Source organism: Streptomyces sp. NBRC 109706 (assembly GCF_000974485.1).
Taxonomy (GTDB): domain Bacteria; phylum Actinomycetota; class Actinomycetes; order Streptomycetales; family Streptomycetaceae; genus Streptomyces.
On the sequence record NZ_BBOM01000005.1, the window covers coordinates 773233 to 798562 of the forward strand.

Genomic DNA, 25330 nt, shown 5'->3' on the forward strand with positions numbered 1-25330 from the left:
AGCCGGCCCGGCGCCGTTTCGGGCTCGGTCAGAGCAGTCCGGCGGTGGCCAGATGGTGGGCGACGCGCTCCGTCTCCCGTTCGTCGAGCGGGATCTGGGGCTCGGCGGTGGTCGGGTGGTCGATCCAGCCGCGCAGATAGAGGGCCGTCTTGAAGCCGCCGATGGCGGCCGAGCCGCGGCCCATCCGGGCCGGGGAGCCCTCGTCCACCAGGGCGAACAGCCGTCCGAGCCGGTTCTGTTCGGCGGCGGCGGCCTGCCATTCGCCGCGTGCGCAGTGCCCGACCAGCCGGACATAGCCGTGCGGGTCGACGTTCCCCAGGCCGGGGACGACCCCGTCGGCGCCGAGCAACAGGGCGGCGTCCACGATGAGTTCGGATCCGGTGAGAACGGCGAACCCGTCGCCGGCCGGTCCCTCCCGCAGTTCGCGCAACACCTCGCGGAACACGCCGAGTTCGGGGCTTGAGTCCTTGAGTCCGGCGAGCACCCCGTCGGCGGCCAGCCGCAGCACCAGATCGGCGCCCAGCTTGCTGTGGACGGCGACCGGCAGGTCATAGGCGAAGACGGGGGCCTGGACGCGGTGCGCCAGCGCCCTGAAGTGCCGTTCGATCTCCTGGGGTTGGACGCGGGTGTAGAAGGGGGCGGTGGCGACGACGGCGTCGGCCCCGGCGGCGAGCGCGGCGGTGGCGTGTTCGATCACCCGGGGGGTGGTCATGTCGATGGCGCCGGCCAGCACCGGGAGCGCCCCGTCGACCCGGGCGGCGACGGTCTCCACCACGGTGACCCGTTGCCGGTCGGTGAGAAAGGCGGCCTCCGAGGTGGAGCCCAGCAGGAAGAGCCCGTGCACGCCGGCGCCGACCAGCTGGTCGACCAGGCGGGTCAGGGAGGCGGTGTCCACCTCGCCCCGGGGTGTCAGCGGGGTGCATACCGGGGGGATCACCCCGGCGAGGCGGGCGGGCAGAGTCATGAACGCTCCTTGTCCTGGGCTGCGGTCGACTGGGCTGCGGTGGCCTGGGCGACCAGTTGGTGGGTGGACTCCGAGGCGGCCACCGGGTGGTGGCAGCGGAAGCGGTGCCCATCGGGAGTTTCGCCGGGTTCGTCCCGGAAGTCCGGCATCGACTCGGCGCACCGCTCGTCGGCCTTCCAGCAGCGGGTGCGGAACGGGCAGCCGCTGGGTGGGCGGGTGGCCGAGGGCGGCGGGCCGGTGAGCGGGATCGGCTCGATCGGGTCGAGCAGTCCCGGCGTGGCCGAGAACAGCGCCCGGGTGTAGGGGTGGCGGGCGTGTCCGGTGACCCGCTCGGCGGGGGCCTCCTCCACGATCCGCCCCAGATACATGGTGATCACCCGGTCGCTCATCCGCCGGACGGTCTGGATGTCATGGGAGACAAAGACCATGGCCAGGCCCAACCGTTCCCTGAGGTCCAGCAGGAGGTTGAGTATCTGGGCCCGGACGGAGACGTCCAGCGCGCTGGTCGGCTCGTCGGCGATCACCAGCGCGGGTTCCAGGGCCAGCGCGCGGGCGATGGCGACGCGTTGCCGCTGGCCGCCGGAGAGCTGCCCGGGCAGCGCGTCGGCCACCGAGGACGGCAGCCCGACCAGGCCCAGCAACTCCCTTACGCGGGCGTCGCGTTGGGCGCCCGAGCCGCGTCGGTGCACATCCAGGGGGTCGCGCAGCACCCGGTGCACCGGCAGCCGCCGGTTGAGGGCGGTGGCGGCGTCCTGGAAGACCATGCCGACGCCGCCGCCCAGGGTGCGGCGGCGTTCGTCGGCGGGCATCGCCCACAGGTCGCGGCCGCCGTGCAGCACGGTGCCCGACTCGGGCTTCTCGATGCCGACCAGCACCCTGGCCAGCGTCGACTTGCCGCAGCCCGATTCGCCGACCACGCCCAGCGTCTCGCCGGGGGCGATGGCGAGGTCGATGTCCACCAGGGCCTGGACGCGCGGCGGGCGGAAGAGGCCGGCGCCGCGCGCCGCGTAGGAGAGCCGCGCCCCGCGCAGTTCCGTCAGCGGCGCCGCCCGCTCGTGGTCGACGTTCATCGCTCCGCCCCTTCCCTGGTGTCGGATTCCCGGCCCGGGCCCGGTGGTGGGGCCGGATGGTGGCAGGCGACCAGGTGGCCGGGGCCTGGGGCCGGCCGGGGTGGCGGCGGTTCGGCGCAGTCGGCGTCGGCCAGTGGGCAGCGGTCGGCGAAGCGGCAGCCGGCGGGGAAGTCGGCCGGCGACGGCACCACGCCCCTGATCTGCGTCATCCTGGCCGCGCCCGACTCCAGCGACAGCACCGAGCCCAGCAGTCCCCTGGTGTAGTGGTGGGCGGGGGCGCCCACCAGGTCGGCGGTGACGCCGGTCTCGGCGATCTGCCCGCCGTACATCACCACCACCCGGTCGGTGACATCGGCGACCAGCGCCAGATCGTGGGAGACCAGCACCAGCGCGAAGCCCAACTCGGCGCGCAGCCGCAGCAGTAGCTCGATGACCTGGGCCTGGATGGTGACATCCAGCGCGGTGGTGGGTTCGTCGGCGATGATCAGCCTGGGCTCGCGGGAGAGCGCCATGGCGATCAGCACGCGTTGGCGTTGCCCGCCGGATATCTCGTGCGGGTAGGCGCGGAGCACCCGCGCCGGGTCGAGGCCGACCAGTTCGAGGAGTTCGGCGGGGGTACGTCGGCCGCCCCTGCGGACCAGTTGGCGGAGTTGGGCGCGGATGGTCATGGCGGGGTTGAGTGAGGAGAGCGCGTCCTGGTACACCATCGCCATCTGGTGGCCGAGCAGCGCCCGGCGGGCGCGGGGGGCAAGGCCGGTCAGTTCGCGCCCGTCGAAGCGGACGCTGCCGCCGACGCTGGCGCCGGCCGGTGCCAGGCCCATCACGGTGAGCGCGGTCAGGGACTTGCCGCAGCCCGATTCGCCGACCAGGCCGACGACTTCGCCCGGCCGGACGTCGAAGCCGACGCCGGCGACCACCTCGGTGCCGCCGTGTCGGTCGGCGAAGCTCACGGTCAACTCCCGGACGCTGAGCACCGGTTCGGCGGTGACGGGCGGCCGGGCCAGCGCGCGCAGCCGTTCGCCGGCGCGTTCCAGACCCGGCAGCGGCAGCACCTCGCCGGTGGGCGGGGCGGCGGCGCGTTCGACGGGGTCGGCGGCGTCCCGTTCGGCGGGGCGGTCCCGGGTGGTGGGGGCGGCCCAGCGGTCGGAGACGCCCTCGGCGAGGACGTTGAGTGCCAGCACGGTGAGCAGCATCAGCAGCCCGGGGAAGACCGTGGCCCACCAACCGCCCAGCAGCACCAGGTTCTTGCCGTCGGCGATGACGCTGCCCCAGGACGGTTCCGGTGGGCGGACGCCGGCGCCGATGAAGGAGAGCGACGCCTCGAAGACGATGGCGTCGGCGACCATCACGGTGCAGAACACCAGGACGGGCGCGGCGCAGTTGACGGCGACATGGCGGATCAGGATGTGCGGGGTGCGGGCGCCGATGACGCGTTCGGCGGTGACGTAGTCCTCGCCGTACTGGGCGAGGACGTTGGCGCGCACCACCCGGGCGATGGCCGGGGTGTAGAGGAAGGCAATGGCGCAGACCAGCACGGGGATGCCGCCGCCGAAGACGGAGATCAGCACGGCGGCCAGCGCGATGCCGGGGAACGCCATGACGACGTCCAGGCAGCGCATCAGCGTCTCGTCGACCGCCTTGCGGGAGGTGGCGGCGACGGCGCCGATCACCGCGCCGGCGACCAGGGCCAGCCCGGTGGCGCCCAGGCCGATGGCCAGCGACCAACGGGCGCCGTGCATCAGTCGGCTGAGAATGTCGCGGCCCAGGCTGTCCTGGCCCATCCAGTGGTCGCCGGACGGCCCGTCGGAGCTGCCGGACTGGGCATAGGGGTCGTGCGGCGCCAGCCAGGGGGCGAGCAGCGCGACCAGCACCACCAGCAGCAGCGCGACCAGCGCGACCCTGGAGAGCGGCGTCAGTCGGGCCAACGCGCCTGGCCGGTGTGGTGACTTGAGGAATCTCACGCGGCGCTCCTCAGCCTGGGGTTGACCAGCAGATAGAGAATGTCGATGGCGAGGTTGACCACGACGAAGCCCACGGCGGTGGTCAGCACCACGCCCTGGACGACGGCCGGGTCGCCGTTGCGGACCGCGTCGATCATCAGCTTGCCCATGCCGGGCAGCGAGAAGATCGTCTCGATCACCACGGCGCCGCCCAGCAGATAGCCGACCCGGAGGCCCAGCACGGTCAGCGGGTTGATCAGCGCGTTCCGCAGGACGTTGCGCCCGACGACCACCACGGGCGGCAGTCCGCCGCCGATGGCGGTGCGGACGTAGTCGCGGTCCAGCTCCTCCACCACGGCGGTGCGGACCACGCGGGTGAGCTGCGCCGCGACCGGCAGGGAGAGCGCCAGCGCGGGCAGCGTCAGGCTGTTGAGCCAACCCCGCAGCGAGTCCTGGGGGTTGATATAGCCGCCGGTGGGGTACCAGCCGCGGCCCACGGCCAGGTACTGGATCAGCAGCAGCGCCAGCCAGAACGCGGGGGCCGCGACGCCGACCAGGGAGACCACGCGGATGATCTGGTCGGGCGCCCTGTCCCGGTAGAGGGCGGCCAGCACGCCCAGCGGCAGCGCGATCAGCACCGCGATCCCCAGCCCGAGGAAGGTGAGTTGGAGGGTGAGCGGCAGCGCGGTGGTGACCTGGTCCCAGACGGGGGCGCGGGTCAGCACGCTGATGCCCATGTCGCCGGTGACCAGATCGCCGACGAACGCGGCGTAGCGCACCGGGAGCGGGTCGAGCAGCCCGTTCTCCTCGCGGAACTCGTGCAGTTGCTCCTGGGTGGGGTTGGCGCCCTGGAAGTAGGCGGAGGCCGGGTCCATGTCGGAGAACCGCATGACCAGGAAGACGAAGAGGATGATGCCCAGCAGCAGCGGCACCAGCAGCAGCACCCGGCGCAGCACCATCCGCAGGACGACGGTCACGAGACGACCGCCCCGGACTGGAGGACGTTGACCCCGGGGTAGGGCTGCGCCCTGATGCCGGTGACGGCGCGCGGGTTCCAGGCGGTGAGGAGTTCGTTGTGGACCACGGGGTAGAGCACGGCGGCCTCGGCGACCAGGTCGAGGCAGCGGTGGGTGAGCTCCAGCTTGCGGTGGGGTCCGGCTCCTCGGTGGCCCGGTCCATCAGCGAGAACAGCTCGCCGGCGTCCTCGCCGCCGTCCCAACCGGTGTAGGACATCCACAGGCCGCCGGCCGTGTAGTTGTAGCGCAGGATCAGGTCGGCGTCGAGGCCGAACTGGTTGGGGTTGGAGACGGCGGCGACCACCTGGTAGGCGCGGTCCTGGTCCATCTTGGTGAAGAGCGCGGAGGTCTCCTGCGGCTCCAGGGTGGTGTGCACGCCGATGGCGTCCCAGGACTCCTTGATGGTCGGCAGGCAGTCGACGGCCCAACTGACGTTGACCGACATCAGGTTGACGTCGATCTCGTCGACGCCCGCCTCGTCCAGCAGCCGCCTGGCCAGCTCGGGGTCGTGGGTGTAGACGGTGGACGCGGGCCGGTGCGCCGGGTTGCCCTCGTCCAGGAACGAACTCACCGGCCGGCCGTAGCCCTTGAGGCCGACCTCGATCAACTGGTCGATGTCCAGGGCATAGAGGAGGGCCTGCCTGACCCGGACGTCGTCGAAGGGCGGGTTCTCGGTGTTGAACATCAGGAAGAGGTGGTTCATCCCGGCGCCGCCCTCCACCTGGAGGCCGTCGTCGCGCAGTTGCTCGACATTGGCATAGGGGATGTTCTCGGCGAGCTGGGCCTCGGCGCTGTCCCCCGATATCGCGGCGACGCGGGGCGCGGCGTCCACCACGGAGCGCCAGTTCATCGCGCGGAACGCGGGGTGGCGGGGGCCGTTGTACTCCTCGAACGCCTCGAAGGTGGTGTTGGACCTGGGGTGGTGGGCGGTCTGCCGGTAGGGCCCCGAGCCGACGGCGAGGCCGCCGGTGGCCAGGTCCCAGGCGCCCTCGGCGCCGAAGACATGGCGCGGCATGATCTTGGCGATGGTCAGCCGGGGCGCGGCGTCCGGGAACGGGAAGCGGAAGTCCAGCTCGACGACACGTTCGTCGACGGCCCTGACCTCGGCGAGCCAGCTGGCGAAGAACGAGCGGGCGAGGGTGTTGACCTCGGGGTCGAGGACGCGTTCGAAGGTGAACAGCACATCGTCGACGGTCACCGGCTCGCCGTCGTGCCAGCGGGCGCCCTCGCGGAGGGTGAACTGCCAGGTGGTGGCGGTGGGATCGGCGGGCAGCGCGGTGGCCAGCGCGGGGTAGGGGGTGCGGGTGAGCGGGTCGGTGTCCAACAGCCCCTCGTAGATATGGTGGTTGGCGGCCATGGAGAACGCCGAAGCGGTCTGCGTCGGGTCCCAGCTCTGGTCGTTTCCATAGCCGATGACGGCGGTGAGGGTGTCGAGCGCCGAACCGCTTCCGCCGCCGGTGCCGATGGTGGACGGCGGCCCGGTGCAGGCGCCGAGCCCCGCGCTGAGCGCGCCGGCGGCCCCCAGGGCGCCGGTGAACCGGAGGAAGGATCTGCGATCGAGGGGAGGAACCACGGTGTTTCTCCAGCGCCTAGGAGGTCCTACGTTGTACGTCCTAGGAACCTAGAAGCGTGGTGGGACCGAGGTCAAGAGCCAGGACATCCCATGTCCTATCTCCGATGGCAGAATGTGAACCGAAGGTCAAGGTCACGTGGTCGACCGCCGGCCCGTCGGGATCGCGGCGGGCGCGCGCAGCAGAGGGAGAGGCTTCTATGGCCCGCCGCATGATGTCCGACGAGGTGCAGGGCCAGATCCGGGAGCTGATCCTCACCCGCCGCCTGGCACCCGGCGATCCGCTGCCCACCGAGGCCGAGTTGATGACCCTCTTCGAGGTGAGCCGCAACTCGGTCCGGGAGGCGCTCAAAGCCCTCCAGGCGGTCAACATCGTTGATATCCGGCATGGTTTCGGCACCTATGTCGGCAGCCTCAGCCTGGACTCCTTCGTGGACGGGATGGTCTTCCGGGCCGCCGTCCGACACCGCAGGGGCGAGGCCAGCCTGGCCGAACTCCTGGAGGTGCGCGAGGCGTTGGAGGTCGGCCTGATCGGCGGCGTGGCCGGCGAGGTGCCGGCGGACGATCTGGCGCGGCTGCGCGAGCTGGTCGGCACCATGGAACGGGAGGCCGCCGACGACGGCCGGGTCAGCGCCGCCACCGACCGGGCGTTCCATCTGACGCTCTACCGTTCGCTGGGCAACCATCTGCTCAGCGAGGTGCTGGACGCCTTCTGGGCCGCCTTCCACCGGGTGCGCCAGGAGCTGCGCGAGGACGCCCAGGACGCGCGGGTCACCTGCGCCCGCCACCAGGAGATCGTCACCGCGCTGGCCGCCGGCGACGCGCCCCGGGCGGTCGTCGCCATGCGCCAGCACTTCGCCGGCATCCGCCAGGTGTTGACCGACAGCGCCTCGGCATAACCCGCCACAGCGGGGCGAGTTGGATAACTCGCCGCAGTGATCTATGTCATGTTTGGCACTCGGATTCGATCCGCTCACCACATGCGCATGACACGTTACAGAGATCACCCGTCGCGGCGAACGCGCAGCACAGGCGGCATATCACCGCCCGGCCACCCATGCGACGCCGGTCATCTCATCGCCGACACGACGCGATTCATATTCGTCACAGCGTCCTCACATCTCATGCCAACATGAGCCGGTTGACATGCGTGTGCGCCGGGCGTCGGGGGAACGCCCGGGCGGCTGACCTGTGGGGGGTCTCTCGTGAAGATCGTGTTTCTGCTGAACAACGCCTATGGGATCGGCGGAACGATCCGCTCCGTGGCCAATCTCTCGGCCGGGCTCGCCGAACGCGGCCACACCGTGCGCGTCACCAGCCTCTACCGGCACCGTGACACCACCAGCTTCGCCTTCGACCCGCGCGTTCCCGTCGAGACCCTGATCGACCGCAGGGAGGGCGCCGCCGATCTGACGTCGCCGGCCGCCGACCGTCCCAGCGAGCTGCTGCCCGCCTGGCAGGACGATGTCTCGCTCCTCAGCGACCAGCGGATGCGCGCCCATCTCGCCGAGCTGGACGCCGATGTGGTGGTCTCCACCCGCCCCACGCTCAGCGTCTATCTCGGCCACTACGGCAGCGCCCGCTATCTGCGCGTCGGCCAGGAACACGCCCCGCTGGCCACCAGGCCCCCCGAGGGGCAGGCGCTGCGGCTCGCCGCCGTGCCCCGGCTCGACGCCTTCACGCCGGTCTCGCACGCCGACGCCGACGCCTACCGCGTGGCCCTGCCCGACGCGGCCACCGTCATCGAGCGGCTGCCCAACTGCTCGCCGCTGCCCGGGGTTTCGCCGGCCACCGGTGGCTCAAGGACCATCGTCGCCGCCGGGCGGCTGGTCGCCACCAAGCGCTACGACCGGCTGATCGACGCGTTCGCGCTGCTCACCGACGAGTTCCCCGACTGGCGGCTGCGGATCTACGGGCGCGGCCCCGAACGCCCAGCGCTGCGCGCCCGGATCGACCAACGCGGACTGGCCGACCGGGCCCGGCTGATGGGCGCGGTCGCCCCCATCGAGACGGAGTGGGCCAAGGGCGCCGTCGCCGCCGTCACCTCCCAGTGGGAGTCGTTCGGCCTGACCATCATCGAGGCCATGGCCTGTGGCGTGCCCGTCGTCTCGACCGACTGCCCGCACGGGCCCGCCGAGATCATCACCCATGGCGAGGACGGCTATCTCGTTCCGCTCGACGATGACCCGGTCCCCGGCATCGCCGCGGGGCTGCGCACCCTGATGAAGGACCCCGACCTGCGCCGCCATATCGCCGGCAACGCCCTGGCCACCGCCCGGAGTTACGCCCCCGATCTGATCGCGGAGCGGTTCGAGGAGCTGGTGGGACGGCTACGTCCCGACACCCGCCCCCGTTCCCGGGCCGGTGGGCTGGCCAGGCTGCGCGGCCTCCTCGGCCCCCGTTCGGCGGCGCCCGTCGCCACCGCAGCCGTGCCGGCCGGCACGCCGGAGCCCGCGCGGCCCGGCACCCATGCGGTGGCCGCCGCCGACGGCAGCCTCACCGTCACCCTGGACCAGCAGGCCCGGGGCGAACTCCTGTTGCGGCTGCGCAAGGACCCGGCGCGCCGCACCGTCCGTGTCCCGTTCGACCGGCGGGGGCGCGCCGTCCTGCGCCGCGCCGACCACGCCCTCGCCGAGGGCCGTTGGGACGCCTTCCTGGTCACCGAGGTCGCGGCCAAGCCCCAACGGCTGGCCGCCCGGCTGGTGGAGACCGCCGCGCTGGTCAACGCCCTGCCGCTGGACACCGCCGAGGGCGCCACCGCCTGGATCCCCTACCCCACCAAGGACGGCAACCTCACCCTGCGCACCTGGCAGCGGGCCGGGCACGCGGAGGTCACCGCGATCGAGACGGGCGCCGCAGCCAGCACCATCACCCTGACCACGGGGGCCGGCGCCGGCGCGCGGATCTCCGCCCATGGCCCGGCGGGCGACGAGATACCCCTGGCCGTCAGCACCACCCCCGAAGGCCTGCGCGCCACCCTGGCCCACCGCGACGCCGCCGCCGGCACCTGGCGGCTGCGCCTCACCACCCCGGACGGCAGCTCGACCCCGCTGGCCCGGATCGCCGGCGACACCGCCGACCGCCGCAAGACCGACGTCCACCCGGCCGTCACCCACGGCGAGTTGACGCTGCGCCTCGCCTTCACCGGCGACAACGACCTGGTCTGGACGGTCAGTTCGGCCGAGGCAGCCGGGACGGGTGAGGCGGACCGGTGACGGGGAAGCGGGCGGCGGCGAAGAGCGTGGCCGCGCAGCCGACGTAGTAGACCCATATGCCGGGGCCGGAGTAGCCGTTGAAAACGGTGAAGCCGGCGACCAGGAAGATGGCGAGCCCACCGGTGGTCCAGTGCAGGGCGCGAGCGCGCCGCCGGCCGGCAATACCGGCACCGGGCCTGAGCGCGGCCCGACAAGCCCACACCGTGACGCCGTTGACGGAGGTCTGTACTGCGTCGGTTCCCGTGCCCCGCCGGATCAGCGGGTGGTGGCGCGGAAGGTGCGGCGGTAGGTGTCCGGGGGGACGCCGAGGGTGCGGTGGAAGTGGCGGCGGAGGGTGGTGGCGGTGCCGAGGCCGGTGGCGACCGCGATGGCGTCGACGCTCTCCCCCGTGGTCTCCAGCAACTCCTGGGCGCGGCGAACCCGTTGGGTGAGCAGCCAGCGCAGCGGGGTGGTGCCGGTCGCGGCGCGGAAGTGGCGGCCGAGCTGACGGGTGCTCAGATGCGCGCGGCGGGCAAGATCCTCGACGGTCAGCGGCTGGTCGAGCCGTTCCAGCGCCCAGGGCAGCAGTTCGGCGAGCGGATGGTCGTCCCGCGCGGGCACCGGGGCGGCGACGAACTGGGCCTGGCCGCCCGCCCGGTGCGGGGGGACGACCAGGTTGCGGGCGACGGTGTTGGCGACCGCCGAGCCGTGGTCGCGCCGCACCAGATGGAGGCAGAGATCAAGCGCTGCGGCCTTGCCGGCCGAGGTGAGGACCTGCCCGTTGTCCACATAGAGGACGTCGGGGTCCACCTCGATCCCGGGGTGGCGGGCGGCGAGGGTGTCGGTGTGGGCCCAGTGGGTGGTGGCGCGGTGGCCGTCCAGCAGTCCGGCGGCGGCGAGTACGAAGGCGCCGGTGCAGAGCGAGACGATCCGGGCGCCGGCGCGGTGGGCGGCGCGGACCGCTTCGACCAGTGCGGCCGGCGGGGCCTCGTCCACATCGGCCCAGCCGGGGACGATCACCGTGCCGGCGTAGGGAAGTTGGTCGAGCCCGGCGTCCGGCAGCACCTGGAACCTGCCGATCCGCACCGGGCCGGCGGCGTGCACGGAGACCCGGTACCAGGGCTCCGGCACCCCGTTGATATCGGCGCCGAAGACCTCCTGCGCCAGGGAGAGTTCGAGCGGCAGCATGCCCTCGGTGACCACCAGCGCGACGGCGCTCATATCCGGGTTCGTATCCGGGCTCATGTCCGAAAGTGTATGGGGGTCGTCGTTTCGGCCACTCGTCCCGATCGAGAACCGACCGCAGGATGTTACTCGTTGAACCTTCCAGCGGCTGGAGAAGTGATGGGCGAGAACCGTGCGGTGACGGTGTTCGGCGCCTCCGGGCACACCGGGCGCTTTGTGGTGGCGGAGCTGCGGCGACGCGGTTTCGTCCCCGTCGTATCGGGGCGCTCCCCGGAGCGGCTGCGGGCGATCGGCGCCGGGCTCGACGTCCGCCCGGCCGCCGTGGACGATCCCGCGTCCCTGGACCGGGCGTTGGCCGGCGCGGCGGCCGTGGTCAACTGCGCGGGTCCGTTCGCCACCACAGCCGCGCCGGTGATCGAGGCAGCGCTGCGCGCCGGCGTTCCCTATGTGGATGTGGCGGCCGAGATCGAGGCCAATGTCGACACCTTCGCGCGGTTCGGGGAGCGGGCGCGGGCGGCCGGCACCGTGGTGCTGCCGGCGATGGCGTTCTATGGCGGCCTCGGCGATCTGCTGGTCACGGCGGCGCTGGACGGCGGGACGGCCGCCGAGGAGGTGCGGGTGGCCTACGGGTTGAGCGGCTGGCGGCCGACGCCGGGCACCCGGGCCGCCGGCGCGGTCTCCCGGGAGCGGCGGGCGGGCCGCCGGGTCCGCTACACCGGCGGCCGGCTGGTCTACCACGACGACGCCCCGGCACCCGCGCTGAACTGGTCGTTTCCCGAGCCGTTGGGCGAGCGCCCGGTGCTTCCCGAGTTCTCCATGGCGGATCTGGTGACGATCCCCAGCCATCTGACCGTGCCGGAGGTGAGCACCGCCATGACCGTGACGGCGGCCACCGAACTGGCCGGCGCGTCTCCGGTGGAGCGGACGCCCGAGACGTTTCTCGTCGATGTCCGGGTGCGCGCCGGGGGTGTGGAGCGGCGCGCGGTGGCGCGCGGGGAGGACATCTACGCGGTCACCGCGCCGCTCGCCGTGGAGGCGGTGCACCGGATCCTGACCGGCCGCACGGGGACGGTCGGCGTCGTCTCGGCCGGCGCGCTCTTCGCGGCGGAGGCGGCCGACTTCCTCCGTGCCCTCGCCCCCCGCGTCACCGTCGAGTGGGGGCAGGTCAGCGCCGGGACAGCAGCGAGGTGACATGCAGCCGGCCGCTGTGGATCCAGACGTCCGAGTACTCGACGGGCCGGTCGTCCGCGAGATAGGTGACCTGCTGGAGGTACTGCACGGGCGCGCCGGGCGTCAGGTCGAGGGCGCCCGCCACGTCGGGGGACGCGGACTCGGCGCTGAAGGTGCGGCGGGCGGTGGCGATCTTCAGGCCGTAGGTGCCCTCCAGCACGCCGAAGAGGCTGGAGCCGGTGAAGTCGACCTGTTCGATCCCGGGAGCGACATCGCTGCGCACATAGTTGTAGAGCAGCGCGACCGGTCCGTCGGCGGTGCGGCGCAGCCGGACCAGTTCGAGGACGGTGACGCCCGGCACTATGTCGAGCAGCGCCGCCACCGGCCGCGGCGGCTCGATCAGCGCGCACCGCAGCACATCGGTGCTGGTCACCACGCCCTGGTGGGCGAAGTCCTCGGAGAGGGTGGTGAGCTTCTGGGCGATCGCCGGCTCGATGGTGGTGGAGGTGACGAAGGTGCCACGTCCGCGCACCTGGCGCAGCAGGCCCTCCTCGATCAGGGTGGCGAGCGCCCGCCGCACGGTGCCCCGGCTGACGCCCAGTTCGGCGGCGAGTTCCGGCTCGCTCTTGAGGCGGTAGTGCGCCGGCCACTCGCCCATGGCGATACGCGACCTGATGTGTTCCGAGATCTGGGCATGGATCGCCATGGGGACATCGCGTTTGATGTCCGGGCGGTCCGCCTCGTTCGGCCTGGCGCTCACTGTCGCTCTTCTCTCCATCCCTGGGTGGCCATCCGGCCCGCCGCCCCGGCGGCCGGGGCGGCCGGGGCCACGGGGCGGTCGGCGGTCAGTAGCTCGTGGTGTTCTCGTCGCCGGTGTCGGTGACGATCGAGATACCGGCGCTGGTGCCGAGCAGGACCGCGCCCGCGCCGAGCAGGCCGAGCGCCTGCCGGTAGGTCTTGATCGAACCGGACGCCTTGACGAGGACCCCTTCGCGGGCCCGCTCGACAAGGTAGCGAACACTGTCGGGATTCGCCGTCTCGATCTGCCCGCTGCTGGCGTTCTTCAGATAGGTCGCGCCGGCCTCCATGGCGAGTTCGACGGCCGCCTGCTTCTCCGCGTCGGTGAGCAGCGGCAGCTCCAGCATCACCTTGACGGGAAGGCCGCTGGCCCGGACGACGCCCGCGATGTCCTCGCGGAAGTCGTCGTACCGGCCGCTCTTGAGCCAGCCGATCTGGACGCCGATGTCGATCTGGGTGGCGCCGAGCCGGGCGATCTCCGCCGCCTCGGCCGCCTTGCCGGCGCTGGTCATCACGCCGACCGTCGGGAAGTCGAGCGCCGAGGCCACCTCGATGCCGGTGCCCTTCAGCTCGGCGGCGACCACGGGCACCCAGGAGGCGGCGACCATGGCGGCGTTGAAGCCGTGGGTGACGGCCTCCCTGGCGTGGGCGACCATGTCGTCGCGGGTGGCGTCGGCGTCGATCCTGGTGTGCTGGATAAAGGGGGCCAGCTCGGCGGGCTGGAGATCCGTGCTGGTGAGGGTGGACTGCGTCACGTCGGTTCGTCTCTTTCGTGGGGTGGTACTGGGGGTGGCGCGGGCAGGACGGTCAGAGCTTGTCCGCGTAGTAGTCGGGGGCGACGACGCCCTCGCCGCCGAACCACTTGGGCACGTCGACGCCGCAGAACAGGCCGATGTTGCCCCAGGGTTCGAACGCGCCGGTGCGCACGACGACCTTCGCCTGACGGGCCGTCTCGCCCAGCATCTCGGCGTGGCTGCGGGTGGTGAACTCGGCGTCGTCGAACCGCTGTCGCAGCCACTCGTCGAGCCTGGGGTTGTTGCTGGGCACGTCGTCGGCGCGGACCACGCCCTCGACGACCAGCTCGTCGGCGATCAGGCCGAGCACGGTGCGCAGGTCCGGCAGGTTCTCGGCGATGGCGAGGTCGACGCGGTGGGCGTCGCGCGGGACGGGGAAGCCGGCGTCGACGACCAGGAGCAGGTCGGTGTGGCCGAGCGTGGCGAGGGCGCCGCTGAGCTGGGCGTTGAGGATTCCGGTGCGCTTCATCGTCGCGGTCCTTTCGGTTGGTCGGTGGTCAGGCGGCTGGTGCCGGTGCGGTGGTGGCGTCCTTGAGGCCGGTGGCGAGCGCCATGATCGACTCCTCGGTCGCTTCCGAGCTGTCCACCACTCCGGCCAGCCGGCCCTGGCTCAGCACCGCGATCCGGTCGGTGAGGGTGAGCAGTTCCGGCAGGTCGGAGGAGGAGCAGAGGATCGCCAGGCCGCCCTCGGCCAGCGCGAAGAGCTGCTCGTAGATCTCCGCCTTGGCGCCGACGTCGACGCCCCGGGTGGGCTCGTCGAGGATCAGCACGCCCGGGTCGATGGCGAGCCAGCGGGCGAGCACCGCCTTCTGCTGGTTGCCGCCGGAGAGGTTGGTGATGGGCGTGTCCAGGCTGGCGGTCTTCACCCGCATCCGTTCCGCGCGCGTCCCGGCCTCCCGGTCGAAGGCGCGGCGCCGCAGGAAGCCGAGCCGGCTGAGCCGGCCGGTGGTCAGCACGCCGATGTTCTCGCCGACGGTCATCGTGGAGAGCAGCCCCTGGGCGCGGCGCTCGCCGGGGACGAACGCGAGCTTCCGTTCGACGCTGGCGATCGGGTCGCGCCTCGGGTAGTCGCTGCCCAGCACCTCGACCGTGCCGCCGGTGCCCCGGTCGCCGCCGAAGATGTTGTGCAGCAGTTCGACCCGCCCGGAGTCGGGCAGCCCGGCGACGCCCAGGATCTCGCCGGGACGCACGTCGAAGGTGATGTCCCGGTGCCGGCGGCCGCTGAGCCCGGTGACGGCGAGCGCGGCCCGCCGGTCGGGCCGGCCGGTCCGTTCCCGCCCGTCGAACTGGCCGAGTTCGCGGCCGACCATGGCGGCCACCGCCTGGTCGGGGGTGGTCTCGACGCGGCGCGAGGAGGCGACATGGCCGCCGTCGCGCAGCACCTCGATCTGGTCGGCGAGCCGGAAGATCTCCGGCATCCGGTGCGATACGTAGAGCATCGTGGTGCCGGCGTCCTTCAGCCGTCCCATCAGCGCGAACAGCCGCTCGGCCTCGGCCGGGGTGAGCATCGCCGTCGGCTCGTCGAGGATCAGCACCCGGCAGCCGCGGGCGATCGACCGGGCGACGACGACGAGTTGCTGGGTGGCGAGGTCGACGGATCCGGCGGTCGCGCCCGGATCGAGGTCGAGTTCCAGCTCGCCGAGGAGGGCCACGGTGCGGTCCCGCATCTGTCGACGCGAGGGGAACCAGCGGTGCCCGGGCTCGACGCCGGCCAGCACGTTCTCCGCGATGCTGCGGTCGGGCAGCAGCGACAGCTCCTGCGGGACGATCGCCACGCCGTGCCGGCCGAGCACGGTGCTCGGGTCGAACGTCGTCAGCTCCTCGCCGAAGACGGTGACGGTGCCGGAGCTGGGCGGCTGGAGGCCGGCGAGGATCTTCAGCAGGGTGGACTTGCCGGCGCCGTTCTCGCCGAGCAGCGCGGTGATCTCGCCCTCGGGGACGTCGAACGAGACATCGGTGAGCGCGCGGACCGGGCCGAAGTTCCGGCTCAGGCCCCGGACGCTGACGGCGGGCGCGGCGCCTCCGGTCTCCTTCGCGAGGGAAGTCATCAGCCCTCCACCGCCGCGTCGGCGAGGTTGTCCTCGGTGACGAACTCGGAGCCGGTGTCGACGCCGGTGATCTCGGTGTCCTCGGTGAGGAAGTCGTAGAGCACCTTGACGGCCTGGTAGCCCTGCTCGGCGGGGTTCTGGCTGATGGTGAAGTCGACGACGCCGCGCTCGATGTACTCGGCGGTCGCCGGCAGCAGGTCGAAGCCGACCACGGCGATCTCGCAGGCGTTCCCCGACTGCTGGACCCACTGCGCGGCGGCCGTGGTGGAGCAGCAGTCGAGACCGGCTATCGCGGCCACCCCCGACTGGCCCGACATGGTGGACTCCACGGTGTTGTAGGCGGCGTTGGGCTCGTTGCCGACGTTGACCGGGCCGACGACCTCAAGCCCCGAGTCGGCCAGCGCGCTCTCGAAGCCGCCGAACCTGTCGTGCGACCAGCCGGCCCCGGTGTCGACGGAGAAGACGACGACCTTCCCGGTGGCGTCCTCGCCGAGCACCGACAGCAGCTCCTCGGCCTGCGCGGCGCCAGAACCGGCGAGGTCCTGCCCGACAAAGCCCATCTGCTCGGAGTCCGGGTTGTCGGTGTTGAACGAGACGATGGGGATGCCCGCGTTGTACGCCTGCGCGATCACCGGCTTGAGCGCGTCGCTCGACGAGGAGGAGACGGCGAGGCCGTCCACCGACTTCTGCTGCATCAGGGTCTGCAGCTCCGACACCTGCTGGGCGGCGTCGCCGCCGGTGGGGCCGATCAGCTGGACGTCGGCGCCGAGTTCGTCGGCGGCCCGCTCCATGCCCTCGCTGATCGGGGCGGCGAAGGCGAGCGACGGGTCGTGGTAGCTGAGCTTGATGCGCAGCGGGTCGCCGCGGTCGATGCGGTCCTGGATATGCGCGGCGAGCTGGAACCCGTCCTCCGAGGAGGACCCCGAGTTCTCGGAGGTGATGGCGCCGCAGCCGCTGACGGTCAGCGCGGTGGCGGCGAGGACGCCGGCGGCCAGGAACCTGCGGGCGGTGGAGCGAAGGGACATCGGAACTCCTTTGTCGTGTCCGTTCTCAGAAAGCTGGGGGTTGCGGGGTTCAGGCCCTGGTCTTGCGCTTGCGCTGCCAGGTGTCGGCGGCCACCGCGGCGATGATCACCAGGCCGGTGACGATGGTCTGCCAGAAGGACGAAATGCCCTTGATGTTCAGGATGTTCTGGAGGAGTCCGATGAAGGCGACGCCGATCACGGTGCCCCACATCGTTCCCGAGCCGCCGAAGAGCGCGGCGCCGCCGATGATCACGGCGGAGATGACGGTGAGTTCGAGCCCGCTGCCGGTGACGCCCTGCACATAGGAGAGGAACGACAGGCCCAGCACGCCGGCGACGGCGGCCGTGAAGCCGGAGAGGACGAACGCGGTCAGCTTGACCCGCTTGACGTCGATGCCGACCAGCCGGGCCGCCTCCTGGTTGCCGCCCACCGCATAGGTGTTGAAGCCGAGGCGGGAGCGGGAGAGCAGCACGATGCCGATGGCGGCGACGATCGCGAAGAACACGAACTGCATCGGCACCACGCCGAAGAGCCGGCCCTGGCCGAGCAGGTTGAAGTCGGCGACCCCGTCCTGGCTGGAGCTGAGCGAGATCGGCGCGCCGTCGGAGATCAGCAGCGCCACACCCCGGTAGACGCTGAGGGTGCCGAGCGTGACGATGAACGAGGGGACGCCGAGCCCGACCACCGCCAGACCGTTGAGCAGCCCGGCGAACGCGCCGACCGCGAGGCCGGCGAGGATCGCCAACGGCCAGGCGACGCCCTCGGAGATGATCATTCCGGTGGTGATCGCCGAGAGGGCGTAGATCGAGCCGACGGAGAGGTCGATCTCGCCGTTGACGATGACGAAGGTGGCGCCGATGGCCATGATGCCGATCTGCGCTATCTGCTGGCCGACCGAGAGCAGGTTGTCGGACGAGGCGAAGCTGGGCGTCAGCACGGTGCCGAGGGCGAACAGCAGGACCAGGGCCGCGAAGACCCCGGACTCCCTGGCGTGCAGCAGGGAACGGAAGTCCAGGGACGCCCGCGCCGGTGCGGTGGTCGTGGTCATCGGGGGGTTCCAATCTCGGTCTTCAGGTGGGCCCGGGTGGGAAGGGCGGGGATGACCCCGGCGACGGAGACCGTGTGCGCACCCGCCTCGGCGGCGAACGCGACGGCCGTCGTCAACTCGGCGCCGGCGGCGAGCGCCACGGCGAGGGCGGCGGTGAACGAGTCGCCGGCGCCGGTGGTGTCGACCACCCGCGCGGCCCGCCGGGCGGGCACCTCCGCCACCTGCCCGCGGCTTCCGTCGGCGACCAGCGCGCCGGCGCCGCCCCTGGTCAGCACCACGGATCCGGCGGTGCGGGCGCGGAGTTCGGCGACCAGCTCGGCGTCGGTGCGGCCATGCCCGTCGGGGAGGCCCAGCAGCACGGGGGCCTCGGTCTGGTTCGGGGTGAGCACATCGATCAGCGGCCAGTCGGCGTCGGCCAGCGGGCGGGCGGGCGCCGGGTTGAGCAGGGTGGTGGTGCCCGCCGCGCGGCCGACCCGCAGCGCCGCGCTGACGGCGGCGGCGGGGATCTCCATGGAGACCACCAGCACATCGGCTTCGGCGATGGCCGGGCGGAACGCCTCGACGGCGGCGGCGGTGAGTTCGTCCAGGGCGCCGGGGGCGATCGCGATCCGGTTCTCGCCCGACGGCTCGACCAGGATGAAGCCCACCATGGTCGCGGCCCGCCCGGTCACCACCTGAGCGGCGTCGACGCCCTCCCGTTCCCACAGGGCGCGGGCGGCCCGACCGTAGTCGTCATCGCCGACGGCGGTGAGGAAGGAGACCTCGGCGCCCAGGCGCGCGGCGCCGATGGCCTGGTTGGAGCCCTTTCCCCCGGGGCCCTCGTCGAAGGCACCGTCCGAAACGGTCTCCCCGGGGGCGGGAGCCTTGGGCACCCGCATGGTGAGACCGACCCCGTAGCTTCCGACAACTGCGATCTTCATTGATGCACACCGGCTCTTTTGTACGTGGACAACCCTGAACATGGGGGAGCGTATGTATAGGGATGTTCACAGTCAAGAGATGTTCGTTGCGCAGTTCTGTCCGGGTTGTTCCCGAGGAGGGCGTTCCCGGGTCGGGGTTGTCCGGGTCAGGGCCGGGCGTCCGGCGCCCGGAAGGCGTCCGCGTGGTCGCGGAGGAAGTCGGCGAGATCGCGCGGCGGGCGACCGAGCAGTTCGGCGACGGCGTCCGTGGTGAAATCGCCCCAGCCGGACGCGTAGGCCCGCGCGTACTCCGCCAGCATGTCGACGATCCAGCCGGGGACCCCGTACCCCGACAGCCGTTCCCGCACGGCCTCCGCGCCGACCGGCCGATAGCGCACGGGGCGGCCCAGCAGCCGGGTCAGCTGGTCGGCGACCTCGTCGAAGGTCAGCGAGCGAGGCCCGGTGAGGGTGTAGATCCGGCCATGGTGGCGGTCGGGGTCGTCGAGCAGCAACCGGGCGGCGCAGTCGGCGATATCGCGCACATCGACCATCCCGATCCGCGCCCCGCCCATGTCCAAAGCGAAGGCGCCGGCGGCGGCTATGCCGGCCGCCTCGTTCAGCAGGTTGGCCATGAACCAGTGCGGGCGCAGCACCGTCCAGCGCAGGCCGGAGGCCGCCAACTCGGCGTCGGAGAGGGCGTGCAGGCGGCCGCCGCGGTTCGGCGCGTCATGCGCGGCGCCGACCGCCGACAGCCGCACGATCCGTTCCACCCCGGCCCGGCGCGCGGCCCACACCGCGTTCGAGCTGTTCTCGGGCGCGCGGGGGCCGTTCGGGGTGAGCAGCCAGACGTCGTCGACGCCGGCGAACGCGGGCGGCAGCGACCGGGGGTCGTCGAGATCCCCGACCACCACCTCGACGCCGCACGCCCGCGGCCCGGCGGCGCGGGACGCATCGCGGACCAGGGCGCGTGGCGTGATGTCCGCCCCGGCCAGGGCCTCGATCAGCGCGGTGGAGACCGTTCCGGTGGCTCCGGTGATCAGTACGGTGCGTGGCATGTTCAGTTCCCTCGGTTCTTGGTCGGGTTCCTGGTCGGGTTCCTGGTCGGGATCAGCTCGCGGACGGCGTCCGGGGTGAGCTGGGCGGCGGCGATGGCGGTCAGCGCCAGGACAAAGCCGACGCCCTGCCAGGGCGTCAGCCCCTCGTCGAGAAAGAGCCGGCCGAGAACGGCGGCGACGGCCGGCGACAGCAGGGTGAGGAACGAGACGGCGACCACCGGGAGTTGGCCGATGCCCCGGAACCAGACCGGATAGGCGAGCAGCGCGCCGGCGGTCGCCAGCCAGGCGTAGCCGCCGATCGCGCCGGCGTCCCAGACGGTCGGCGCGTCCTCGAAGGCGAGGGCGAGCGGGAGAAGCACCAGGCCACCGGCGGTGAGCTGCCAGCCGGCGAGCGCCGCGGGGCCGACGCCCGGCGGCCGCCCCCACCGTTTGACCAGCACGATCCCGGCGGCCATCACGCCGGCGGCGCCGATGCCGGCCAGCACGCCGAGCGCGTCGAAGGCCAGCCGGCCCCGCAGCACGATCAGCCCCACGCCCACCACCCCGACCAGCCCCCAGCCGAGCCGCCAACGGCTGGGCCGCTCCCCGAGCAGCAGCAGCGCCAACGCGGCGACCAGCAGCGGCTGGACGGCGAAGAGCGTCGCCGCGACGCCGCCGGGCAGCCGGTAGGCGGCGACAAACAACAGCGCGAAGAGCGCGCCGATATTGAGCGTGCCGAGCACCAACGCCCGTGCCAGCCACACCCCGTGGGGCAGTCGCCGGGTGACGGCCAGCAGCACGAGCCCGGCCGGCAGCGCGCGGATCACCCCGGACACCAACGGCTGCCCCGGCGGCAGGAACTCGGTGGTGACGAGGTAGGTGGTCCCCCAACTCACCGGCGCACACGCGGCCAACGCGGTCACGCCCCATCGGCTCCGGTCCTGAGCCATCCAAACTCCTTAACGTTGAAATGTTCAACGCGGAGGAGAGTAGACAGCGGTTAGGCTAACGTCAAACAGTTTCACGTTGAGACGTTTCGAGACGTTCGGAGGCCGGCCGATGGCGCAGCACGACGCGGACAAGGCGGACAACGTCGACTGGCGACTCGATCAGTGGCGCGCCGAGCGGCCGGATCTCGACCCCTCCCCCATGGCCGTCGTCGCCCGACTGCAACGCGCCTGCCGCCTGCTGGAACGCGAGATCCGCGACCACTTCGCGACCCGCGGACTCCAGCTGTGGGAGTTCGACATCCTGGGCACCCTGCTGCGCTCAGGCCCCCCGTACCGGCTCACCGCGAAACAGCTGGTCGAGGCGTCGATGGTCACCTCGGGCGCCATCACCAACCGGATCGACCGGCTGGTCGCCAGAGAGCTGGTCACCCGCGAGACCGACCCGACCAACCGGCGCAGCGTGCTGATCACGCTCACCGACGCCGGCCGCGAACTGGCCGACGGAGCGGTCGCCGGCCACCTCGCCCTGGAAGCCCGCCTCCTGGCCGAGCTGACGGACCAGGACCAACACCAACTCGCCGGCCTGCTCCGCCAGTTGCTCATCGGCCTCGGCGACCACGCCCCGGGCAACCCCCTGACGCCGGACGACTAGCCTTCCGAGGCATGGCCCAACTCCCGCGCCCGCCCCGGCCCTTCACCCGGCTCGTCGACGGACGCCTCTGCGTCTACCGACCGGCCGCCGACGCCCTGGGCGTGCTCACCCCCGCGCTGACCTGCCGGCCGGCCGCCGGCGACGAGGTCGTGGAACACGCGGTCGCCGCCGATCCCCGCCACGTCTTCTACACGACGCTCCACGCGGCGGTCTGTGTGACGGCGGACGGCGCCGAGGTCTGGCGCTCGGAGTTCGCCCCCCGGTCACGGGAACGGTACGGCCACCGGCCGGGCTGCGCGCTGTCGTTGGACGGGCGGGTGCTGTGGATCTACCGGCCCGACGTCCTGGCCGGCCGCGACCGGCCCGACCGGTGGGTCGCCCTGGACGCCGCCACCGGCGCGGTGCTCGCCCAGGCGGATCTGGGGACCGTCGGCCACGGCGGCGAGCAACTGCCCCATCCCGCAGGCGAGTTCATGCTTCTCGATGTGGGCGAGGGACAGGACGGCACGGTCATCCACCGCGCGTCGCTGGTCGACGGCCGACTGGACCTCGTCCGCTACCCCTGGCACGACCGGATCCTGATCGGCCTCTCACCCGACGGAACCCGGTTCATGACCGTCGACCACCAGCAGACCGACCTCGCCGTCCACCGCCACCCCGACGGCGAGGTGACGTTCAGCCTCACCGTCGACGCCTTCGGCCACGACCCGGACGAGATCTTCGTCGACTGGTTCGGCGGCTTCCTGAACGAGGACACCCTCGTCGCCACCCTCGCCGGAGAGACCGAAAACGAGGAGGACTGGTCCCGCCTCTACCGCGTCCACGCCCAAACCGGCGAGATCCAGGCCGAGTTCACCCCCCACGCGGAAGCCCCCCACGACATCCACCTCCTCGGCGACAACACCTGGCTCACCACCGCCCCCACCGGCCACCCCATCCGCCACAGCGACGACCATTCGAACGCCTTTGGGTGAGAACGGAAGCAGCCCCCGTGAAATACACGTCCACAGGGGCCTACGGCGGCCCATGAGATAGACCTTGGTGCGCGTGCGCTGCACTTCGTGCACCAACTCGAACCCTTGGGTCTCGTAGTACCTCACCAACCCCGGGAAGTGGCAGCCACGGCGAACCCATGTACGCCCCTGCTCCGCTGCCGGTTCACCGCCCAGAGCGCCAACAACGTTCCCGGCTTCATGGCGCGGTAGGCGGGATCGGTTACGGTCGTGTACAGGTAGTGCGCCGGCTCGTTCAGTTCCTCTTCCGTCCAGCCCCACGGGGGAGTCTGTTCCTGAACGGTGGTGCACCCGATGAGGCGCCCGTCATCCCCGGCGAGGACCCACACGTCACCAAGGGACGCGATCTTCTACAGTGTGCTGCGCGCGGAGTGGCCGGCTGTGAGACAGCGCCTGGAGGCCGATCGCCCCTGACCACAGGGCGGTGCCGCTCCCCACCGGGACGCCACCGCCCCTCGGCACGTGCCGCGCCAGCGCCCAGCCCCCTTCGTGGGGTTGGCATCTGACGCCGCATCGGGCAACGTTTTCCCAGTTGTGATGAGACGCGCCGCTCGGACGCGATCGCGAGTGGCAGGCTGGGCAGGTGGGCCCTGACACCACCGACAGCGAGGCGCCGATGATACGAAAGCGACAACAGTCCGACCGTGAGTTCGCGGCGGCCTTCGCGCGCAGACCGGCCGTGGCACGCCGGGGACTGCTACCGGGGCGGCGGGTGTTCGCCTCCCTGGTCTGGGGGGTCGCCCTGGTGGCGGTGATCACCGGCTCGGTCCGGCTCGTCGGCGTCGTGCTGCCGGGCGGCGACCAGGGCGAACCCGTGGCCGCCCCGGCGCCCACCGCGCCGCCCCCCGAACCCGAACCCGAGCCGGAACCCGAACCCGAAGGGCCGGCGGAACCGCCCGAGGAGCCCGAGCCGGAACCAGAGCCCGAGCCCGAACCGCCCCCTCCGCCGGCGCCCGAGCCGGAGCCCGAGCCGGAGCCCGACCCGGAGCCGGAGCCGGAACCCGAGCCCGAGCCCGAGCCGCTCCAGGAGGAGCCCGCCTTCGTGCCGCAGGACGGCGCGATCTACTCCCTGGTGGCAACCACCGCCGACGACCGCTGTCTTGACGTGCCGAACAGCAGCTCCGACACCAAGGTGCTGCTCCAGCAGTGGGAATGCAACGGCACCGGCGCCCAGCAGTGGAGCCTGCGCATGTCCGACGAGCCGGACTACTTCGCGCTGATGTCCATGGGTAACTGCCTTGATGTGCCCAACGGTTCCAGCGAACTGGGCCGGAAGATCATGATGTGGACGTGCAACGGTCTGCGCCCCCAGAAGTGGCTCGCCGAGCCGCTGGGCGACGGCACCGTCCAGCTCGTCTCCCGGGTCAACGGCCTCTGCCTTGAGGTGGCCGGCGGGTCGGCCGACATCGGGGCCGACATCCGCCAGTGGACGTGCAACGGCAGCATCGGCCAGGCGTGGCGAATGGAACGCGTCTGACACCGGGAGACCGGAGGAGAGACCGGAAGGGGGCCTGCCGTACCCGCTGGCGGGTACGGCAGGCCCCCTTCCGCGAGACCGCCGGCGCGTCAGACGCGGAAGATCTCAAGGAAACTGCTCCAGAACCCCTTCTTCGGCCGGTCGGACGCGCCAGGTGTGCCCGGCGTGCCGGGCGCCGGCACGCGCGGCACCGGCTGCGCGGCGACCGAACGTGTGGGGGTGGGCCGGTACGCCGACGCCGTCCGGGTGGCCGGGGCGGGAGCGAACTCGACGGGCAGCGTGGCCAGGGCCCGGTGGAAGGGCCCAGGACGCCACTGGAGCTCGCCCGCCGACTCGCTGATGGCGATGTCAGGCAGCGCGTTGAGGAGCTGCTCGATGGCGGTGACCGCGACGACCTGGGCGAGGCTCTTGGCGGGGCAGGCGTGCGGGCCGGCTCCCCAGGCGAGGTGGGCGCTCCTGCCGTGGGCGTGACCGGCCTCGGCGAGGGCGGGGTCGCTGTTGGCTCCGGCGAAGCTGATGACGACCGGCGTGTTCGCCGGCGCCAGCACCCCGCCGAGATCGACGTCCTGCAACGGGAAGTGCGTCGCGTAGTTGGCGATCGGCGGGTCGTTGAGCAGCACGCGGTCGAGGGCGTCCTCGATCCCCATGCTCGGCCCGTCGTCGCCGCCCCGTTCCAGCAGCAGGAGCAGGGTGTTGGCGATGAGGTTGCGCTCGGGCTCCACGCTGGCGCCGATCAGCATCACCAGCTGGTCCTTCAACTCCTCGTCGCTGAGGCCGGCGGAGTGCCGGACGAGCCAGGAGGTGATGTCCTCGGCCGGGCTGCGGCGCTTGAGCGCGACCAACTCCAGGAAGCAGTCGGCCAGTTCCTCGCTGGCCCGCAGCGAGTCCCGGCCGTCGAACATGTCGGCCATCGCGGTCGTCACCCGGTCGCCGATGGCGGGGGGGCAGCCGAACAGCTTGTTGATCAGCAGCATCGGCAGCAGCTTGGCGTAGTGGTTGACCAGATCCGCCCGGCCCAACTCGCTGAACTGGTCGATGAGATAGGCGGCGATCGGCTCGACGTCACGCCTGACCCGCGCCACGTTGAGCCGATCGAGGCTCTCCGTGACCGCCTTGCGGAGCCGAAGGTGCTGGGCACCGTCCGTGAACAGGCAGTTGGGCCGATAGGCCATCATCGGCAGGACGGGGCTGTCGAGTGGTATCCGGCCCTCGTTGAGCGCGGTCCAGCGGCGCCCGTCGCGGGCGAACAGGCCGGGGCTCTGGAGCACCCGCCTGGCGGTCTCGTGCTCGACGACGAGGGTGGCCTCGACGCCGGGAGCGAGTTCGACGGGGCCGGCGGGGCCGTGTTCCCTGATGTAGTTGTAGACCTTCTCCGGTGCGGCGGCGAAGTCGGCGTCGTACATGGGGCATCTGGCCGCGCCGGCGGCGTTCGAGTTGTGAGCGTCCATCTTTGTGTCCTTTGAGGGCCCGGGCCGTGGTCCGA

At 72.1% G+C, this 25330-nt stretch carries 22 protein-coding genes and 1 pseudogene; 6 read left to right on the top strand and 17 right to left on the bottom strand.

The genetic code is table 11. The features are described from left to right. Nucleotides 1-28: 28 nt before the first annotated feature. From AOM46_RS08440 to AOM46_RS08460, 5 genes and pseudogenes are all read right to left on the bottom strand, one after another. Nucleotides 29-964, bottom strand: a complete 936-nt coding sequence (locus tag AOM46_RS08440; protein WP_062207575.1) for a dihydrodipicolinate synthase family protein — start codon at nt 962-964, stop codon at nt 29-31. After that, the gene (locus AOM46_RS08445; protein ID WP_062207577.1) at nt 961-2034 is read right to left on the bottom strand and encodes an ABC transporter ATP-binding protein; all 1074 of its coding nucleotides are present in this window, start codon (nt 2032-2034) and stop codon (nt 961-963) included. The genes AOM46_RS08440 and AOM46_RS08445 overlap by 4 nt, the downstream gene beginning before the upstream one ends. Further along, a complete protein-coding gene (locus AOM46_RS08450) occupies nt 2031-3995 on the bottom strand; it encodes a dipeptide/oligopeptide/nickel ABC transporter permease/ATP-binding protein (RefSeq protein WP_062207579.1) in 1965 nt (654 codons plus the stop codon). Before AOM46_RS08450 ends, AOM46_RS08445 begins: the two co-directional genes overlap by 4 nt. Then, a complete protein-coding gene (locus AOM46_RS08455; protein WP_062207581.1) occupies nt 3992-4951 on the bottom strand; it encodes an ABC transporter permease in 960 nt (319 codons plus the stop codon). Before AOM46_RS08455 ends, AOM46_RS08450 begins: the two co-directional genes overlap by 4 nt. Beyond that, nucleotides 4948-6563 (bottom strand): annotated as a pseudogene (locus AOM46_RS08460) (ABC transporter substrate-binding protein). Before AOM46_RS08460 ends, AOM46_RS08455 begins: the two are co-directional and overlap by 4 nt. Nucleotides 6564-6760: 197 nt before the next feature. Between AOM46_RS08460 and AOM46_RS08465 the strand changes: the two are divergent. Both AOM46_RS08465 and AOM46_RS35815 read left to right on the top strand, forming a co-directional pair. Beyond that, nucleotides 6761-7459, top strand: coding sequence for a FadR/GntR family transcriptional regulator (locus AOM46_RS08465; protein WP_062207583.1), 699 nt, complete (start codon nt 6761-6763; stop codon nt 7457-7459). Nucleotides 7460-7765: 306 nt separating this feature from the next. Further along, a complete protein-coding gene (locus AOM46_RS35815; RefSeq protein WP_062207585.1) occupies nt 7766-9775 on the top strand; it encodes a glycosyltransferase family 4 protein in 2010 nt (669 codons plus the stop codon). A 255-nt stretch (nt 9776-10030) separates the two neighbouring features. On the opposite strand, the gene AOM46_RS08480 is transcribed toward AOM46_RS35815, so the two are convergent. Beyond that, a complete protein-coding gene (locus AOM46_RS08480; RefSeq protein ID WP_370592661.1) occupies nt 10031-10999 on the bottom strand; it encodes a helix-turn-helix domain-containing protein in 969 nt (322 codons plus the stop codon). A gap of 99 nt (nt 11000-11098) precedes the next feature. Between AOM46_RS08480 and AOM46_RS08485 the strand changes: the two genes are divergently transcribed. Continuing rightward, nucleotides 11099-12130, top strand: a complete 1032-nt coding sequence (locus tag AOM46_RS08485; protein ID WP_062207591.1) for a saccharopine dehydrogenase NADP-binding domain-containing protein — start codon at nt 11099-11101, stop codon at nt 12128-12130. Here the strand turns inward: AOM46_RS08485 and AOM46_RS08490 are convergent. From AOM46_RS08490 to AOM46_RS08530, 9 genes are all read right to left on the bottom strand, one after another. Continuing rightward, a complete protein-coding gene (locus tag AOM46_RS08490) occupies nt 12105-12869 on the bottom strand; it encodes a GntR family transcriptional regulator (RefSeq protein ID WP_234313678.1) in 765 nt (254 codons plus the stop codon). The two genes, AOM46_RS08485 and AOM46_RS08490, sit on opposite strands and share 26 nt — an antisense overlap. An 85-nt stretch (nt 12870-12954) precedes the next feature. Then, a complete protein-coding gene (gene deoC, locus AOM46_RS08495) occupies nt 12955-13662 on the bottom strand; it encodes a deoxyribose-phosphate aldolase (RefSeq protein ID WP_062207594.1) in 708 nt (235 codons plus the stop codon). A 52-nt stretch (nt 13663-13714) separates the two neighbouring features. After that, nucleotides 13715-14170 (bottom strand): D-ribose pyranase, encoded by a 456-nt coding sequence (gene rbsD, locus AOM46_RS08500; protein ID WP_062207596.1) that lies wholly within the window; start codon nt 14168-14170, stop codon nt 13715-13717. A 28-nt stretch (nt 14171-14198) separates the two neighbouring features. After that, nucleotides 14199-15749, bottom strand: a complete 1551-nt coding sequence (locus AOM46_RS08505; protein WP_062207598.1) for a sugar ABC transporter ATP-binding protein — start codon at nt 15747-15749, stop codon at nt 14199-14201. Then, nucleotides 15749-16774, bottom strand: a complete 1026-nt coding sequence (locus tag AOM46_RS08510) for a substrate-binding domain-containing protein (RefSeq protein WP_062207601.1) — start codon at nt 16772-16774, stop codon at nt 15749-15751. Before AOM46_RS08510 ends, AOM46_RS08505 begins: the two co-directional genes overlap by 1 nt. A 49-nt stretch (nt 16775-16823) precedes the next feature. Continuing rightward, nucleotides 16824-17822, bottom strand: coding sequence for an ABC transporter permease (locus tag AOM46_RS08515; RefSeq protein WP_062207603.1), 999 nt, complete (start codon nt 17820-17822; stop codon nt 16824-16826). Continuing rightward, nucleotides 17819-18742, bottom strand: a complete 924-nt coding sequence (locus tag AOM46_RS08520; protein ID WP_062207605.1) for a ribokinase — start codon at nt 18740-18742, stop codon at nt 17819-17821. The genes AOM46_RS08515 and AOM46_RS08520 overlap by 4 nt, the downstream gene beginning before the upstream one ends. Nucleotides 18743-18888: 146 nt before the next feature. Next, nucleotides 18889-19776 carry an SDR family oxidoreductase gene (locus tag AOM46_RS08525; RefSeq protein WP_062207607.1) on the bottom strand — a complete coding sequence of 296 codons (888 nt, stop codon included), beginning with the start codon at nt 19774-19776 and terminating at the stop codon, nt 18889-18891. A 2-nt stretch (nt 19777-19778) separates the two neighbouring features. Continuing rightward, nucleotides 19779-20705 carry an EamA family transporter gene (locus tag AOM46_RS08530; RefSeq protein WP_062207609.1) on the bottom strand — a complete coding sequence of 309 codons (927 nt, stop codon included), beginning with the start codon at nt 20703-20705 and terminating at the stop codon, nt 19779-19781. 109 nt (nt 20706-20814) lie between these two features. On the opposite strand from AOM46_RS08530, the gene AOM46_RS08535 reads away from it, so the two are divergent. Then, nucleotides 20815-21357, top strand: coding sequence for a MarR family winged helix-turn-helix transcriptional regulator (locus AOM46_RS08535; protein ID WP_062207611.1), 543 nt, complete (start codon nt 20815-20817; stop codon nt 21355-21357). 11 nt (nt 21358-21368) lie between these two features. Further along, complete coding sequence (locus AOM46_RS08540) at nt 21369-22331, top strand: hypothetical protein (protein ID WP_062207613.1); 963 nt, start codon at nt 21369-21371, stop codon at nt 22329-22331. Between the two features lie 122 nt (nt 22332-22453). On the opposite strand, the gene AOM46_RS08545 is transcribed toward AOM46_RS08540, so the two are convergent. Continuing rightward, complete coding sequence (locus AOM46_RS08545; protein WP_234313679.1) at nt 22454-22699, bottom strand: GNAT family N-acetyltransferase; 246 nt, start codon at nt 22697-22699, stop codon at nt 22454-22456. 287 nt (nt 22700-22986) lie between these two features. Between AOM46_RS08545 and AOM46_RS34550 the strand changes: the two genes are divergently transcribed. Beyond that, nucleotides 22987-23847, top strand: coding sequence for an RICIN domain-containing protein (locus tag AOM46_RS34550; protein WP_199823934.1), 861 nt, complete (start codon nt 22987-22989; stop codon nt 23845-23847). A gap of 89 nt (nt 23848-23936) precedes the next feature. On the opposite strand, the gene AOM46_RS08555 is transcribed toward AOM46_RS34550, so the two are convergent. Next, nucleotides 23937-25295: a cytochrome P450 gene (locus AOM46_RS08555; RefSeq protein WP_234313680.1), complete on the bottom strand. Its 1359-nt coding sequence runs from the start codon at nt 25293-25295 to the stop codon at nt 23937-23939. Between the last annotated feature and the right edge of the window lie 35 nt (nt 25296-25330).

Coding starts and splice junctions, on each gene's coding strand:
- AOM46_RS08465 (WP_062207583.1), top strand. CDS start 6,761: ATGGCCCGCCGCATGATGTCCGACGAGGTGCAGGGCCAGATCCGGGAG.
- AOM46_RS08505 (WP_062207598.1), bottom strand. CDS start 15,749: ATGACTTCCCTCGCGAAGGAGACCGGAGGCGCCGCGCCCGCCGTCAGC.
- AOM46_RS08535 (WP_062207611.1), top strand. CDS start 20,815: ATGGCGCAGCACGACGCGGACAAGGCGGACAACGTCGACTGGCGACTC.
- AOM46_RS08555 (WP_234313680.1), bottom strand. CDS start 25,295: ATGGACGCTCACAACTCGAACGCCGCCGGCGCGGCCAGATGCCCCATG.
- AOM46_RS08540 (WP_062207613.1), top strand. CDS start 21,369: ATGGCCCAACTCCCGCGCCCGCCCCGGCCCTTCACCCGGCTCGTCGAC.
- rbsD (WP_062207596.1), bottom strand. CDS start 14,170: ATGAAGCGCACCGGAATCCTCAACGCCCAGCTCAGCGGCGCCCTCGCC.
- AOM46_RS08525 (WP_062207607.1), bottom strand. CDS start 19,776: ATGCCACGCACCGTACTGATCACCGGAGCCACCGGAACGGTCTCCACC.
- AOM46_RS08530 (WP_062207609.1), bottom strand. CDS start 20,705: ATGGCTCAGGACCGGAGCCGATGGGGCGTGACCGCGTTGGCCGCGTGT.
- AOM46_RS08480 (WP_370592661.1), bottom strand. CDS start 10,999: ATGAGCCCGGATACGAACCCGGATATGAGCGCCGTCGCGCTGGTGGTC.
- AOM46_RS08515 (WP_062207603.1), bottom strand. CDS start 17,822: ATGACCACGACCACCGCACCGGCGCGGGCGTCCCTGGACTTCCGTTCC.
- AOM46_RS34550 (WP_199823934.1), top strand. CDS start 22,987: ATGATACGAAAGCGACAACAGTCCGACCGTGAGTTCGCGGCGGCCTTC.
- AOM46_RS08445 (WP_062207577.1), bottom strand. CDS start 2,034: ATGAACGTCGACCACGAGCGGGCGGCGCCGCTGACGGAACTGCGCGGG.
- AOM46_RS08485 (WP_062207591.1), top strand. CDS start 11,099: ATGGGCGAGAACCGTGCGGTGACGGTGTTCGGCGCCTCCGGGCACACC.
- AOM46_RS08520 (WP_062207605.1), bottom strand. CDS start 18,742: ATGAAGATCGCAGTTGTCGGAAGCTACGGGGTCGGTCTCACCATGCGG.
- AOM46_RS08440 (WP_062207575.1), bottom strand. CDS start 964: ATGACTCTGCCCGCCCGCCTCGCCGGGGTGATCCCCCCGGTATGCACC.
- AOM46_RS08510 (WP_062207601.1), bottom strand. CDS start 16,774: ATGTCCCTTCGCTCCACCGCCCGCAGGTTCCTGGCCGCCGGCGTCCTC.